This window comes from Rhodoluna sp., from assembly GCF_044232805.1.
Lineage (GTDB): Bacteria > Actinomycetota > Actinomycetes > Actinomycetales > Microbacteriaceae > Rhodoluna.
In genome coordinates this window covers 1-15,974 of sequence record NZ_JBIILG010000012.1, presented here as the reverse complement: position 1 = coordinate 15,974, position 15,974 = coordinate 1, and the positions used below count along the sequence as shown (strand labels likewise).

Sequence of the window (15,974 nt, the reverse complement as noted above, 5' to 3'; positions counted from 1 at the left end):
AAATGACAGTAAAGAAGATAGATCTGACCCAGCGTCTAGCGGGCAAAGTAGCAGTAATCACTGGAGGTGCCTCCGGTATTGGATTGGCAACCGCTCGCCGCTTCGCGGCTGAGGGTGCCAAGGTCGTAATCGGTGACATGGATCCTGTATCGGGTGAAAAGGCAGCCGCCGAGGTTGATGGTGCTTTTATTCAAGTCAACGTGGCCGATGAGGCTCAGGTGAACCACCTATTTGATGAGACAGTAAAGCTATTTGGCAGCGTAGACATCGCTTTCAACAACGCTGGTATCTCACCCCCGGATGATGACTCGATTGAAACCACCGAGCTACCAGCTTGGCAAAAGGTTCAAGACGTAAACCTAAAAAGCGTTTACCTTTGCTGCCGCGCAGCACTTAGACATATGACCAAGCAGCAGTCTGGTTCGATTATTAATACCGCTTCCTTTGTTGCAGTCCTTGGAAGTGCCACCAGCCAGATTTCATACACCGCCTCAAAAGGTGGGGTGCTTGCAATGAGTCGCGAGCTGGGAGTTCAGTTTGCCCGTCAAGGAATTAGAGTAAACGCACTTTGCCCAGGACCTGTGAATACCCCTTTGTTGCAGGAACTGTTTGCAAAAGATCCGGAGCGCGCAGCTCGCAGGCTAATCCACATCCCAATTGGAAGATTTGCTAACCCAGAAGAACTAGCAGCATCGGTAGCGTTCCTTGCATCCGATGACAGCTCGTTTATTACTGGTTCAACCTTCTTGGTTGACGGCGGAATCTCTGGAGCTTACGTAACTCCGCTATAAAGATTTCTTCGGCTTTACTAGAGCAATCTTTTCGAGAAAGTTATCAACCAACTCGAAAGCTCGCTGCCTTGACTCAGCAGTTAGAGCTCTGGTTTGCTCCATGACAACCTTTGGGTCTTGACCGTCTGCTGCCAATTCATCGTCGCCATCCCAGATCAACCATCCCTCTAGTACTTCTACGTCCAGCTCGGGGTGAAACTGCAGAGCTAAAGATTTGCGATAAGTGAAGGCTTGAGATGCCAAAGCTGTGCGAGCTATTTCCTTGGCTCCTGGTGGCACCGTCCAATAGTCGTAGTGAAATTGAAACCACGGTCCGTTAGATACAAGGTCTTGCTGGTCGCTAAATATGTAAGTCCAGCCAAGTTCAGGTCTGGGTCCTGGTGCAACGCTGCCACCTAGAGCTCTTGCCATAAGTTGACCACCAAAGCAGATTCCAAGAACCGGGACATCGGCTTCAATAGCAGCTTTGATCCATTTCAGTTCTGGTTGTAACCAGTTGCCGATGCAGGCATCGTCCCAAGCTCCCCAAGGTGAGCCAAGTGGAATGATGACGTCGTAGATTGAATAGTCAGGAAATTCAACTTCGATGTTGGGCTCCCGGTACTTTTTTTCTGGCACCACAAGCATCGTTTCAATCTCAAACCCAAGCTGTTGAAATCTTTCACCGACCGGACCGAGCGGAGACACGTGATCGTGTTGGATAAATAGCACTTTCATGTAATCTCCTCTGCAGAAAAGATTACTAGCTTGAGGGAGTAAATAACTCAGGTGTTATTCAAACCTGAGCGCATCAATTGGCTCAAGCTTGGCTGCGGTTCTAGCTGGCCAAACTCCAAACACCACTCCTACTAGCAAGCTAAAGCCAAGGGCCAGCACAACAGTATCTAGCTTTATTGCAAAGACCCAGTCTCCCAGGATGGCCAAGAAGAAAGCGGCTATCTCCCCGAGGATTAGTCCAATAACGCCACCGGCAAGAGAAAGCACGATTGCCTCAATAAGGAACTGCGTCAGAATGTTTGACTGCTTCGCTCCAATTGCTCTTCGAACACCGATTTCACGGGTGCGCTCTCGAACCGAAACAAGCATGATGTTCATGATTCCAATACCACCAACAATCAGGCTGATTGCTGCGATTCCCGTGAGCAACAATCCCAGGGTGTCAGTAATTGAGCTAACCGCTGCAATCAAAGATGCCTGGTTGGTTATTGTGTAACGTGCTTCGGTATCTGCACTTAGCCCATACCGTTCTCGTAGCAAACTATCTGCGGTTAGCTGTAAAGCATCTACCTGCTCCGGTGTGTTTGCCTGAACCACAATGCTAGAAACGTATGGATACTGACTAAATAGTTTCCTTGCAGAATCTAAAGTCACGTAAACACGACCGCTAGTTCCAAAGCCGGCCTGGTCGTCCAGCACACCGACCAGCCTAAAATCCTGCCCGTTTAGCTTCACAGTTTGGCCAAGCATGTCGGCTGTTAGTCCAACATCATTTGCGGCATCTGCGCCAAAGACCACGTCTTTGGCAGTTTGGGCATAGGAACTACTCGAAAGATAAGAACCCAGTGCAATTTCTGGCTTAACGGCTTCGAAGTACTTGGACGACACTCCAACTAATCGAGCGTTCACTCTTATGTCACCGGTAGCAATAGTGCCCTCGTTTTGAGACTGGACAAACATCACCGACACGTTCTCAAGTTCAGCCAGGGCATTAGCATCAAGCTCAGTTAAGGCATCTGGAGCCATAGCGGTGATGTTTAGCTGGTTAGTTCCAAGAGTTGCTAGCGATTTGTTGATACCTTGCGATGCGCCATCAACAATTGAGGTCAGGGCAACGATTGCAGCAACACCAATAACGACCCCGAGCATGGTCAACAAAGATCTAACTTTGGTGGCCCAGATTCTATTTAGCGCAAGAGCCGCTGTTCCAAGTAGATTCAATTGACACCTCGCTCGTCGCGCTCTACTTGGCCATCTCGCAAAAACACTCTTCTTGGAGCACTGGCTGCAATGTCCAGATCGTGGGTAATAAGCACGATTGTTCTGCCTTCTCTATGAAGGTCTTTCAATAAATCAATTACAGCAGCACCGGTTTTGGAATCCAGTGCTCCGGTTGGCTCATCGGCTAAGACAATGTCAGGTCCGGTAACCAAGGCCCTTGCGATAGCAACTCTTTGCTGCTGACCACCAGAGAGGCGATTGCGATCAAAATTGAGTCTGTCTCCAAGGCCTAGCTTGGTCAGCATCGCTGATGCTGACTTCTTTGCTTGCTTGGAGCTAATGCCTTGATATAAAAGTGGCGCCATTACGTTTTCGATAGCCGTGGTGTTTGGAAGAAGCTGAAACTGCTGAAAGACAAACCCGATCGCTTTCGAGCGAAGACTGGTTAGTTGATTGTCGGTGAGTTCGTTAGTTGGGTCTCCGGAAATTAATACCGTTCCAGCACTTGGCCTATCTAGGCAGCCAATTAGATTCATCATGGTGGACTTACCACTTCCCGAAGGTCCAACAATGGCAACAAATTCACCGCGCTCTATTACTAGATCAACGCCATCCAGGGCAGTGGTTATCTGATCGCCAACTAAATAGTCTCGGCGAACTTTGTCTAACCGAACAACTTCATTAGCCATTGTTTCCGGCTCCGCGAGGAGGACCGAACTCAACCGGTCTTGGAACTTCTCCCGCTAGGCCGATGATGACAAGATCGCCAGCTTGAAGTCCAGAAGTGATTTCTACGAGGCTATCTCCCCTTGTGCCAAGTTTGACCTCAACTGTTGTTACGCTCTGACCACCAGATGCTGCAGTGACCAAGATCTGTACTTCCGGTAAATCACCAATCAGTGCGCTGAACGGAACGGCTAGAACCGAAGCTGACCGCTCAACTTCTATTTCTGCGGTTGCGCTCATGCCGAAGCGGGCGCCGGTTGGAACTTTCGTTACCTCAACCAAAACCTCATACTGCTTGATACCGCTTACGGACTTGGCAACTTCACCAATTGAAATAACGGCACCTTCAAAAACCGCACTTATGGCATCTAATTCAATGGTGGCTTTCTGGCCAATATCCAACAAGTCTGCGTCATACTCGCTAGCAAAAACTGAAACCACGGGCACAGCACTTCCAACACTTACAACTTGTCCAGAAGTTCTTAGTCCCACAGAGGTGTCAACAGAACGAATAATGCCATCGGCAATGGCGGTAACCTCAACCGATTGCCCTAGTTGGGAGTTGTAGCTAAAGAGTAAATCCCCCTCTGTTACTGATTGACCTTCTGTTACCTCAATTTGGTTAATTTCCAAACTGATTCCAAATTGGACAGGCAATGCTTGAGACCCATTAGCGGATACAAGAATTGGTTGTTCACTCGGGCCATAAGCCAAAAGCTGGGACTCGGCGAGCTGACCATTAGCAGCCACCGTCTTCACAACAGCTGTTGGAGTTACCTCGTAGGTCTCATACTGCTTCTGCTCAGTTAGGGCTGGAATAGCTATTGACGCGATAACCGCTATCAATACAGCGGCAGATCCCACTAGCAAAAACCAACGTCGCTTTTTCATCTTTTGGTCTCCTCAAGACTCTTTCTGAGATTGCAAATCTCCCTATAGCTACAATCTCTCACAGAATCCCGACTGCTTCCTGTTAGAAGTATCTCCTGAATTGTGAATCATTTCTCTAGTCAACTTGCCAAAGTGGCTAGTCTTCGTTTTCCTCTTCATTTTCTTCGGAGGATTCCTGAACTTGGGCATCAGGGAGGGTCGAGGTGCCAGTCAGTTGCCCAATCGCAAAGGCTGATAAGACATTTGCGGGTGTTGCTGCTCCGGCATGCTGCCCTGAGAACGCAGCTGAGCCATCCTTACCGCAAATTGAACCAATCAATGCTGCACCTCCTGGGTGTGAATTGACATATGAAGTCAGGTTATAAACCTGCCCTTTGATCACGCTCCAGCAGTCTTGGCTCGAAGCGTGCTTTTGGACTTCCTGTGAAGTTATGGCTGCATTTGGCCTTGAACTAGGGAATGCAGTTGGGGTTGAGGTAGGAACCCCTGAAGTGCTTGCGAATACGCCAACCAAAAGTGAAGATAAGTCCGTGGCAGGTGCGGCCTGTCCACTGTGTTGACCAGTGAAAGCGCTTGTTCCTTCATTGCCACAAATAGCAGTGAGAACTCCAGGTCCACCCTTGTGTCTTGGAAGGTAGGTTGTCAGATCGTAAACATTGCCATTTATTACACTCCAGCAGTCTGCTGCGTTGTTGTGCTGTGCGACTTCGGCTGCGGTGATTCCATTGCCAGGACTAACTGAAGGGTCCGTTATTCCAGGAAGATCCTGACCCTGGCCAGAAGAGATTCGACTAGCCCAAGTGGCTTCAGCACCGGAATGACCAACGAGAACTGAAAGTACGACTACCCCGACAACTCCAACGGTTGCTAGAGAACCAGCAAGCTGCGTAGTCCACTTAGGTCTTTCGGTTCGAGTAATCAGATAAAGAGCAAGGCCGAGAAAAAACAGTCCTATTGAGGCCGGGGACATAATGTCACCCAGTGCCTGATGGGAAGCGGGGTTTCCAACCCGCTCTGCGAGAGCCTCACCCGATTCCTTAGCAGCGAAGGCTAGGCCAACGGATGCCGCTAAGAATCCGATCGTGAGAGGAAAGTATGTTCTGCGCCATCTTGGAACAAAGACCAAGATCGCGAGAGCCAAAGCTGAAAGAGGTATCAATACCGCTGCCGCGTGGACTGTGAGTGGGTGAAGTGGCAAGCCACCAATTGTGTCAAATAAATTCTCCATTCCCTAAGGCTAGAGGTGTAGTTGTCCATTTCAGTCAATACTCAAGTAATGCTCAGCAAGGTCACAGTCATTCAAGGGAATGACCATTGAGCTACAACTAAGGTGATACATAGGGTGGTTTTCATGAGTGATCTAGATGCAGTTGGCGCCACTGATAATTGGCGTTGCTGGCTTTGTGATGCACCTGTAGACCCAGACGCTTCAGTGAACTCTGACCTCGGCCCAAGTGCCGATAGCTACCAAGACGCTAAAGGTAAAAAAGGAACAGCAACTACAGAGCGTCTTGCCCACAGGTCTTGCAATACCAAGCGAGGCAAGATCGCTCCGGTTATTTCCTGGTCAAATGATCTTTTGGTTTCTGACCCAGCGCCTATTTTTGAAACAGTGGAAAGACTGCTTCGCAAAGGCGGCCGCGAGGCAGTCGCTAGATGTCCAAGTGAATTAGATGCCGAGCAAGCCTCCAGTTGGTTACTGGATCGTCTTTCAAGGCTTGCTCCAGGAGTGAAGTTTGCAACGGAGATTTCTGCAGGTGGCGGTCAGTACCTAATAAAGCTAAGTGTTGACTAGCTAACGGAAATCTTCACTTGGGTATCTGAGATACGAGTTACCCTCACTCCTGAATACTCCACGTAGCTGGTTATGATCGGTTTACCTTGGGGACCTAGGTAACTCCAGAAGTTCTTGGAGTCACCGTTTGGGTCGCTGTCTTCACGGTAGTGGGCAGCATTGACGTTTATCTTGTAGGCAGTAAAGCCACTCTCGGTTGGTCTGTAGCAAGTGCTACATAGATTTGTAAATGGACCCGGTCCTCTTCGCTCGACAATTAGAAGCTCCTGAGAATTTAATCGAATCATTACTGACTCTTTTCCGGCACCAAAGTTATCAATGGTGTCGAGAGAGATGAATATCTCCTTGTTAAGAGAATCCTTATTTAGGCAAAGCACCTCATTGGAGTCAAACCATCCGTTCAGGAAAGCTTCCCAAGATGTGACGGCCTTAGAGGCACCCCAGTTGTCTGTAGTTATGTAATACCCACTGCCGTTTGAGGGTCCGTGACTAATGAATCCTTGGCCGTGAAGGATCTCATGAACAACGTGGTCCCAGATTCTGGTTCGATCACCTCTATAGCCTGTACCTGCTCCCATTTCGCCATAAGCCAATGCGAAGAATTGACCCTCACTCGAGTTGAAATTTCCTCCACCAATCGGCGCAGTTCCATACTGGAGCTCTGCTTCTTCGGGCAAAACGAAATATACATAGTCGACTCCTGTGAAGTCGTAAATCGGGTCAGCGGCTGTGATCAATTCCTGGATAGCCACCTCTCGAGGCTGCTTATCAACGGATGACCCTTTACCGCAGGCTGTGCAGGTATACCAATCAGCACCTCTAGGTGCTCTAACCCAGGAGGTAGCGCTGAGGTCTACTTCGTAACTTAGTTTTCCCCTGCTGAAGTGCTGTGCCCAGCTGACCATTTGGTTGACATCGTCTCTGAACAAAGTTTGTGGATCTCCAGAGCCAACCGCATTAGAAAAGTCGACAGGGATAATGGCTATCTTGATGTTGCCCGTTGACGGAATCGATTGCCTGGCTGGAAAACCTTTGGCGCCAGCACCTGTGATGTTTTGAGTTTCCTGAAGTTGGCAAGTAGACAAAGGCTGCTCAAATCCAAGCCAGTTATCTGCGTAAACCGGTTGAGCACTTGGAGTAGGCGAGCTTTTTGGCGAAGCGGAAGCTTTTGGACTAGCGGAAACAGCAGACTCAGTTTGCCTTTCGGGATCAGGTGAATTCGTTGAAGAGGATGTCGATTCGATACTCTTTGGATTATTCTGGGCTGAAAAACCAACCCCTGTTATAACAAGAACAATTAGAAGAGCAAAAGTCGAAGCAAATATGTTCTTCTTTGGTAGCTTGACCAAATCGCGCCAAAAAGATTCAAGCCTGGACTTCAGTCCTGAAGAACTTGTTGAGTTATTTCTGCCCAATTTAGATCGTGCCATCACTCAAACCCTGAAGAACTTTCTTAGCGCGAACTCGAAGCTCGGGTAAGTCACTGAGTCTGGTAAGACCATTTACCTGCTGACTCATGCGGTGGTTTTTGGAAAACTGTGCCTTGTGACGATCTAGGAAATCCCAATACAGGGTTGTGAATGGACAGGCATCATCGCCAACTCGCTTCTTAGGTTCATAGTCACACCCTTTGCAATACTGTGTCATTCGAGAAATATATGCACCCCCGGCCGCATAGGGCTTAGTCATAAGTCTTCCCCCATCGGCATGAACTCCCATACCGATGATGTTTGGAACCATTACCCAATCCGCTGCGTCGATGAACTGCTCACGCATCCAATCCAGAAACTGCTGTGGATTGGTTCCCGTCACTAGTGCAAGATTGCTAAGGATCATCAGCCTTGGAATGTGATGGGTCCAGGCTCTAGTTTCCACCTGAGCCACTACTTGCTTGACGCAGTTCATTTTGGTCTTAGAAGAATCAACGAAAAGCGGCAACAGTTCTCGCTTGGCGGCAAGGCCGTTGAGCTCTTTGTATTCAGCGCCCAGGAACCAATACATGCCGTTTATATACTCGCGCCAGCCAATGATTTGCCTAACAAAGGCCTCAACTGACTCAATTGGAGCAAGACCTTGGTCATACCTCTTTATAGCGGCCGAAATAACCTCTTCGGCAGTCAATAGGCCGTTATTCAAATAAGGACTCAAAAGGGAATGGTGCAGTGACCACTCATCTAAGGTGACCGCATCCTCGTAGGGTCCAAACCCTGCCAAATGGTTATCCAAGAAGTTCTTTAGCTGCTTTAGAGCACCAGCTCGCGTGGTGGCCCAGCTATCGGTTGGCTCATAGCCCAGATCCTTGGCTACCTCTTTATCTATCTCGTCTCTTGCGTGAAGCAATCTTTTGGGCCAGGTGTAATTCTTAGGCGGTGGCAGCCTATTCTCAGCATCGAAGTTCCATCTACCCTCAACAGGTTTGTTTCCTTCAACCAGGAGGTTTAGAAGTATTCTTTGGGCTCGGTAGAAATTCTCCATTACAAAGCTCTTTTGGCTTTCAGCCCAGCTGGTGAACAGTGCTCTTGGTGTCAGAAAGAAATCATTGTCCACAAACTCCACGCCAAGCTTTTTTAGCTGGGCGAACTGGGTGTGAGAAGAGGGCTCAGCGCAAGATACCGGCAGCTTGCCATACTCAGCTTGTGCCTTCTCCAGACCCGCAGGAGTTGACTTAGCTTTGAAATACAAAACCTTGAAGCCCCTAGCTTCCAAAAGTGCGGCAAAGTGTCTCGCCGAAGAAATTAAAAAGAAAAGCCGTTCTCTATGCCAAGGCCGACCTTGGGTCATTCTTTCGCTTTCAACTAATAGCACTAGGTCGGTTTTGGCATTAGCTTTTTTCAGAACACCTTTTTCGGTGTTTAGGTGATCAAAGGGAATAAGAAGTATTCGTTCAAAAGAATGCTTAGCGGTAGCGATGATCTAGCCCCTGCACTTCTCAGAGCAATACTTGACGTTTTCCCAGTCCTTGGCCCACTTCTTACGCCAATCAAATCCCCGACCGCAGCGCAAGCAAGTTTTTGGCTCAAAGCCGTTTTTGATCTTTGGGGTTGGACTCATGGCTCAAGCCTAATAAGGCCACAAAGACAGGTGTTAGATAACGCCGGCCAGGTTCATTGTGAATAGCAGCATCACAATTCCACCAATACGGTAGATCCACTTGAGCTTAGGCCTTCGGATGAATCGAACTTCGTCCTCAACGCCGTCACGGCCAAACATTCCAAGCAGAGCCAGAACCAGCATTGGGATAGGCAACAGGGCAAAGGACCAAAGCGCCAGATCAGGGCTAGTTCCAAACCACATTGCAACCACCGATGTGGTCGCGGAAGCTACCAACAGCGTGAAGGCCAGGCCTGGGATTCCTCCAGGTAGCAGTCTCCAGATCCAAGGAAAGTTCTTGAACTTGTGGGAGAAGAAGCCAATTATTGTCGGCAAGATAAATAGTGCGCTACCTACCCAGACCTGCCAAACATTGCCCATCAAGGCAGCCGTTACAAAGATAAACACTGACAACCGGAAGGCAATAGATATCCATCTCTGAGACGGATCGGTCTCGTCAACATCGGTCGGATGAAGAGTGTCAAGGCGCTCTGGGAAGAACCTGGCAACGCCCTCTTCCAGAATCACCCGCAGCACGATTGCAAAAGCAACAGCTAAGGCAAAGTCATTTACGTGGTTGGCTACCGCCAGGGTGGTTCCAGCAAGAGCCGGCAAGGTGCCAATCATCGAGGCGGTTACCCAACCACCGATAAATGGCAGAACTACCAAGTCAACGATTCTCTCCCACCAGTAAATGTCGCCAGATTCAGGCTCCTTGCGGAAGGCCCGGAAGGCGTTAGCAAGTAGTGCCGGTCCGTAACCGACGATGACCACACCCAGCAGCAGTCTGACGTCTTCGATTGGAATCGCTCCATGCATCAGCAAGGTGGTAATCACAAACAAACTGGTCGAAACAAAACCAGCTAGGGTATCGAAGATACCGATCACCGCAATAACAATCAGCCACTGCCACTGCGGAGGTGCAACATCTGTCGTGTTTAACAACGCTGACCAAACGGCAACTACTGCACCAAACAAAGTAGGCAGTATCGAGAATGAACCAAGGCTTGCTCGAAGATACGCACCGTCAACAACAATCTTTGAGAAAAGCGGTGAGAATCTAGCCGAGCGAATAGCCAAGGAAATAGTTGGCTTATCTAAGAAGCTCAGCCACTTCTTCTTCCAAATCTTCAAACGATCCCCGCGGCCTCGGCGACGGTTCTTGTAATTTTCGTGAGTGGCATTGATGGTTGCAATTGATCCAGCGCCACCGCTTCCTTCACCGCTTCCGCCTCCGGCGGCACCTCCTCGAGCACCACCACCAGAAGATCCACCAGCTGCTGCTGCTGCCGCTCCAGCTGCTGCTGCAGCTGCTGCAACAGCACCGGCAACAGCACCAACTTCTCCGATTGTTGAAGTTAGGGCAGCAATACTTTCTGGAGTGGCAAGCGGATCAAAGGGAACTGGTGGAGCAGAGTCGTCACCAGTGGCGCCAATAGCTGGGTTAGGAACTGGAGCGCCCGGGATAAACTCAGCAGCGGGTTCTTCAGTCTCTGGTTCTGCTTCTGGTGTAACAGTTACTGGAGGAGTAACCGTTTCAGGCGGGGTAACAACTGTTGGAGGCGTTACCGTTGCAGGCGGGGTCACAGGAGTTACCGCCGCAGGTGGGTCTACCGTTACTGGAGGGACAACGACCACTGGAGCACTCGCGGTTGTGAATGTGGTGGTACCGGCAAGGCTTTCACCAACTGCGTTTCGAGCAATAACACTTACGTTATAAGAAGTACCGTCAGTTAGGTAACTCAAGTCACAAGACAGTGCAGTTGTTGCTAGGCAAACAACGTTTCCATTAACCAGCACATCGTAGTTATTGATCGCACTTCCACCGCTGTAGGTAGGGGCACTCCAAGATACAACCGAAGAATTTCGTGAACCACTTACCGCAGACACGGTTCTAGGAGCAGTTGGTGCGGTAGCGGCAACTACAAGTTCTGGGTCGGAGGTAATCTCGACCTGAATGCTGCCATCAACGGTTGCTCGCTTCAAATCAGTTACCACTCCGTCGATAACCTGGTACACCATGGCGCCGGCCCTGATTCCCGTGTTGGACAATGTCACAGTGATTGGCTTCCTGGGACCACTCACACCATTCACAAAATTAGTGTCTGGGACAGTCGCGGTAGGGCCTGTTCCAAGAATCCAAGAGACAACGATGGAGAAGAAGTAGTTATTGTCCTGGCCAATCATTTGCTGCTGACGGTAGGCATCCTTGAAGTATCGAACCGAAATCACAGTGCCGGTGGGCAAGGTGCCGCCAGGAATCTGGATTCGCGCACTTGATCCTGAAGGGTTGTGAGTAATCAGGGTGTCGATGTCGGTAGCAGGATTAGATATAAAGTCGGTGGCTGTTTCTAGTGCCGCCTCATCCACTCCAGCGAACGAGCTTTGCACCCAGCGTGCATAAAGAGTAGATGTAGCTAGCGGCTGGTGCGAGTCTCCAGCATCGCCAACCATGTTTGCACCAGTGAGTGCATCGAACCAGCCTAGGAAACTAAAGTTCGCACGAGTTGGGGTTGGCAAGGTAGTGCTTGTTCCGCGCGGCACCAAGGACTGGGAAGTAGGAGTCGGTCCGTTTTGGGCGTTATAGGTAAGTGTGTAGTTTCCATCTACCCACTTCGCATACAGCACTCCGGTAGCTGTTGGCTGGTAGTTGGAAACTACCGATCCACCGGCAGTAGCAGACCAACCGGCAAACGTGTAGCCATCTTTTACCTGGTCACTAAGGCTTGGTAGCGTTAGGTTTCCAGTTCCAACCGTGTATCTGGAATCGGCAACCGAGGAACCGGTCGCACCTTGCCAGTCGTAGACGATGGTGTAAACGTTTGGAGTCCAAATGGCCTCGAATCCAAGCGCTTGAGTACCGACCGTGAAGGCCGAACCCTGACTGTACTTAGTAGTCCCGCTGTCTGGACTCCAACCGGCAAAAGTGTATCCGGTGCGGGCACCAGGATCTGGCATGGTCAAGAGTTGCCCAATTGTGCCTGGAGTAATGGATACTCCAGCACTTCCACCTGCAGCGTTGAAGATGAATGAGTATGGCTCCGCAGTCCATTTTGCGTAGAACAGGTAGTTGGTTTCAACAACGTTGACCTGTGATCCGGCAGCGCGAACAGTTCCAAGCTGATCAATCCAGCCACCGAAGATGTACCCCGGTCTAGATGGGGCTCCGCGAAGTGTGATTAGTTCATCCGGAGTACACAAACCAGCAGTGTCACACTCAGCATCAACATCTGTGGTCTCAACATCTGAAACTGCCTTGGTTCCACCACTGAATGAGTACCTAACATCCAGTAGCTTCACCCATTGGGCAGTAAATACTGGAACTGTCTCGGTCAATACATACGTATCGCCCGATCGGTAGGTGGTTGTTCCATCACTCCAACCAAAGAATAGATAACCGGTTCCGCTAACCGTAACCGTTGTTCCCGAAAGGCTTGGAAGAGTAATCGTCGAGCCAAACTTCGCGGTTCCAGAATCCGGGCTAGGCCAACCAGCAATGGTCTCAGAACTGGCGATTCCCTTGTTGTAGCTATAGCCGATGTCTTTCAGGTTCCAGATTGCAAACAGGTTCTCGTTGTTGAAAGTTGCGAAGCTGTTTGCAACAGGTGTGGAGGAGCCTTGGGTTTGCGACCAGCCGCCAAAGTTATAACCGGTTCTGGTGAAACCTGACGAAGGAAGCGCAACGCTTGAGTTACCAGAGGTGTAGCTAGTTGGCGCTCCAGACAAGCTTCCCGAGCCACCGTTTAGATTATAAGAAATTGTGTAGGTGTTTGCAGTCCACTTCGGGTAGAAGTTGACGTGAGCAGCCTGAACCTCAACGGTATCTCCGGAGTTCATTTCGGTTCCAGTTCCAGATGAAGAGGTCACCCAACCAGCGAAGGTATAGCCAGACCTCGCCAATAGACCAGAGTTACCGAGTAGAGAAATGTTTTGACCTATTGTGTAAGTTCTTGAATCCACCGGCACCGACCCTGATGTGAACGAACCACCCGTATTGTAAATTGCCCGGTATGGAACTGCGTTCCACTTTGCATAAATGGTGTGGTTGGTTACAGGTAGGTACTTGGAGTTTTCTAGAGTCACAGCACTGGTCAAGGCTAAGTCAGTAAACCATCCAGCGAAGGTGTAAGCGGTTCTTGTTGGAGTTGGGAGAGTAATTCCAGTTCTAGCAATGTCAGTCTCGTAAGTGGTGCTAGAAGTAGAAGCTCCGCCGTTAGCCCCGTTGTACTGGTAAACAACTGTGTAGGTACCAGCTTCCCATCGGGCGTGCAAAGTAAAGTTTCCAGTTTGGCCATGGGAGTACGGGAAGCTAACTACAGTTCCATCTTCAGTAGTAGCCCAACCAAGGAACTCAAACCCTGGGTGGGTCGGATCAGTAGGTTTTGAGGCAGAGGCAATCTGCGCACCCGTGGTGGTGGTGCCCGCGACGGTTCTTCCAGTGCCATCGTTTAGCTGATAAGTGATGTTCAGGGTGTTGGCACTCCAAATTGCGTAAAGAGTAAAGCCTGAGGTGTCTGCTGGTGCGTAGCCGCTACCTGCGAAGCTAACCACCGAACCGTCGATGGTTCTAGACCAGCCCAAAAGTGTGTAACCGGCGCGAGTTGAAACCGGAGCAGAAGAAATAGCTCCGCCGGTAAGCATTGAGCCGTCAGAAACGCTTGATCCTCCCTGGGCGTTATACACAATCGTGTTGCTGTTAGCACTCCAGATCGCATAGAGGGTAAAGCTGCTGGTGTCAGTCGGTGCGTAGCCGCTACCCGCGAAGCTAACAACCGATCCGGTTGAGGTCCTTGACCAACCAGAGAGTGTGTATCCGGCTCTCGTTGAGACAGGTGCCGAAGAAATCACTCCGCCAGTAAGCACGGTGCCATCAATAACGCTCGATCCGCCTTGAGAGTCATAGCTAACGATATTGGTGTTTGGGTTCCAAATTGCATAGAGCGTGAATCCAGCGGTGTCATTTGGTGCGTAGCCGCCTGAGAAGCTAACTACCGAACCGGTTGTGGTTCTGGACCAACCAGAAAGTGTGTATCCAGCGCGGGTTGAAACCGGTGCGGAAGCAATTGAACCCGCGGTGAGCATGGAACCATTTGAAACGCTCGATCCACCCTGAGCGTCATAGGTGATGACATTGGTGTTAGCAGTCCACTTAGCGTAAAGCGTGAAGTCATCGGTTTGGCCGTGAGTGTAAGCGAAGGTAATTGCTGAGCCAGTTAGGTTGCTGTTCGCAAACCAACCAGCGAAGGTGTACCCGGCGAGGGTAGGAGCTGTCGGTGCAGCAGAGATTGAAGCTCCAGTTGTTGTGGTGCTGGCGGTAACCAATGATCCACCGTTGGAATCGAAGGTGACATCTAGGGTGTTTGCGCTCCAGATGGCATAAAGAGTAAATCCAGCAGTGTCGTTTGGTGAGTAGCCGCCTGAGAAGCTAACTACATCGCCGGTTGTGGTTCTGGACCAACCAGAAAGCGTATAACCAACTCGGGTAGAAACCGGCGCGGTTGCAATTGATCCAGCAGTGAACATAGCGCCGTTTGCAACGCTTGTTCCACCCTGGGCATCGTAAACAATGGTGTTGCTATTCGCACTCCAGATTGCATAAAGAGTAAATCCTGAAGTGTCGTTCGGAGCGTAGCCGCTGCCTGCAAAGCTAACTACTGAACCGGTTGTGGTTCTGGACCAACCAGTGAGGGTGTATCCGGCGCGCGTAGACACAGGTGCGGTTGCAATAGATCCAGCCGTAAGCATGGATCCGTTTGCAACACTTGTTCCACCCTGGGCATCGTAAACAATTGTGTTGCTATTGGCGCTCCAAATTGCATAGAGGGTAAAGCCTGAAGTGTCGTTAGGTGCATAGCCGCCTGAGAAGCTAACTACCGAACCGGTGGTGGTTCTGGACCAACCAGAAAGCGTGTATCCAGCGCGAGTTGGTGCTGGTGCGGTGGCAATGGATCCGCCAGTGAGCATGGTGCCGTTAGAAACATCAGTTCCACCTTGGGAGTTATAAACAATCGTGTTCGAGTTTGGACTCCATTTTGCGAATAGCTCAACAGCACCTTGGATAGTCACATCATCCTGGTCACTGTAGCTGGTTCCACCACCATCGGCCTGGGTGGCCCAACCAGCAAAGGTGTATCCAGTTCGGACAAAGGCGTTTGCATTCAGTTCTGTTGCGACATCCGTGACAATCAACTGGCTGTCAACGCTTCCACCAGTAGCGTTGTTGCCGTTGAAGGTCAAGGTGTTGGTGTTAGCACTCCATCGCGCGTACATAGTGAAATCATCTGTGTCATTTGGTGAGTAACCAGGGCTTGCGAAGCTAACGACCGAACCAGAAGTGGTTCTGGACCAACCCAAAAGGGTGTATCCGGTTCGGGTTGAAACAGGAGCGGAAGCAATCGTTCCGCCGGTTACAACCGAACCGTTAGAAACAATAGAGCCACCTTGCGCATCGTAAGTCACTGTGTTCGTTATCTCTGCCCAAATGGCATAGAGAGTAAATCCAGCGGTGTCAGCTGGTGCGTAGCCGCCTGAGAAGCTAACTACCGAACCGGTTGTGGTTCTGGACCAACCAGAAAGTGTGTAACCAGCTTTGGTTGGTGCAGGTGCAGTGGCAATTGATCCGCCGGTAAGCATTGATCCGTTGGCAATACTTGTTCCGCCCTGGGAGTCATAAACAATGGTGTTCGAGTTAGCGGACCAGATGGCATAGAGAGTAAATCCGGAAGTGTCAGCTGGTGCGTAGC

At 50.1% G+C, this 15,974-nt stretch carries 11 protein-coding genes; 2 read left to right on the top strand and 9 right to left on the bottom strand.

The window, feature by feature from the left end; all coding sequences use genetic code 11:
• Window positions 1-2: 2 nt before the first annotated feature.
• Window positions 3-791 (top strand): 3-oxoacyl-ACP reductase, encoded by a 789-nt coding sequence (locus tag AC9UES_RS03095; RefSeq protein WP_509526737.1) that lies wholly within the window; start codon window positions 3-5, stop codon window positions 789-791.
• On the opposite strand, the gene AC9UES_RS03090 is transcribed toward AC9UES_RS03095, so the two are convergent.
• The 5 genes from AC9UES_RS03090 to AC9UES_RS03070 form a co-directional block, all read right to left on the bottom strand.
• On the bottom strand, window positions 786-1,508 hold the full coding sequence (locus AC9UES_RS03090) for a type 1 glutamine amidotransferase (protein WP_509526735.1): 723 nt from the start codon (window positions 1,506-1,508) through the stop codon (window positions 786-788). The genes AC9UES_RS03095 and AC9UES_RS03090 overlap by 6 nt on opposite strands.
• A gap of 54 nt (window positions 1,509-1,562) precedes the next feature.
• Complete coding sequence (locus AC9UES_RS03085; protein ID WP_509526733.1) at window positions 1,563-2,729, bottom strand: ABC transporter permease; 1,167 nt, start codon at window positions 2,727-2,729, stop codon at window positions 1,563-1,565.
• Window positions 2,726-3,418 (bottom strand): ABC transporter ATP-binding protein, encoded by a 693-nt coding sequence (locus AC9UES_RS03080; RefSeq protein ID WP_509526731.1) that lies wholly within the window; start codon window positions 3,416-3,418, stop codon window positions 2,726-2,728. Before AC9UES_RS03080 ends, AC9UES_RS03085 begins: the two co-directional genes overlap by 4 nt.
• A complete protein-coding gene (locus AC9UES_RS03075; RefSeq protein ID WP_509526729.1) occupies window positions 3,411-4,346 on the bottom strand; it encodes an efflux RND transporter periplasmic adaptor subunit in 936 nt (311 codons plus the stop codon). Before AC9UES_RS03075 ends, AC9UES_RS03080 begins: the two co-directional genes overlap by 8 nt.
• A 136-nt stretch (window positions 4,347-4,482) precedes the next feature.
• On the bottom strand, window positions 4,483-5,574 hold the full coding sequence (locus tag AC9UES_RS03070; protein ID WP_509526727.1) for a cytochrome b5 domain-containing protein: 1,092 nt from the start codon (window positions 5,572-5,574) through the stop codon (window positions 4,483-4,485).
• 123 nt (window positions 5,575-5,697) lie between these two features.
• Here AC9UES_RS03070 and AC9UES_RS03065 point away from each other — a divergent pair, with 123 nt between their 5' ends.
• On the top strand, window positions 5,698-6,141 hold the full coding sequence (locus tag AC9UES_RS03065) for a hypothetical protein (RefSeq protein ID WP_509526725.1): 444 nt from the start codon (window positions 5,698-5,700) through the stop codon (window positions 6,139-6,141).
• Here the strand turns inward: AC9UES_RS03065 and AC9UES_RS03060 are convergent.
• From AC9UES_RS03060 to AC9UES_RS03045, 4 genes are all read right to left on the bottom strand, one after another.
• The gene (locus AC9UES_RS03060; RefSeq protein ID WP_509526723.1) at window positions 6,138-7,571 is read right to left on the bottom strand and encodes a hypothetical protein; all 1,434 of its coding nucleotides are present in this window, start codon (window positions 7,569-7,571) and stop codon (window positions 6,138-6,140) included. The two genes, AC9UES_RS03065 and AC9UES_RS03060, sit on opposite strands and share 4 nt — an antisense overlap.
• Window positions 7,558-9,021, bottom strand: a complete 1,464-nt coding sequence (locus AC9UES_RS03055) for a cryptochrome/photolyase family protein (protein WP_509526761.1) — start codon at window positions 9,019-9,021, stop codon at window positions 7,558-7,560. Before AC9UES_RS03055 ends, AC9UES_RS03060 begins: the two co-directional genes overlap by 14 nt.
• A gap of 33 nt (window positions 9,022-9,054) precedes the next feature.
• Entirely contained in the window at window positions 9,055-9,192 is a 138-nt protein-coding gene (locus AC9UES_RS03050) for a DUF2256 domain-containing protein (RefSeq protein ID WP_509526721.1), read from the bottom strand.
• Between the two features lie 33 nt (window positions 9,193-9,225).
• Window positions 9,226-15,974 (bottom strand): beta strand repeat-containing protein (locus AC9UES_RS03045; RefSeq protein ID WP_509526719.1); only part of this gene is annotated, 6,749 nt, incomplete at its 5' end.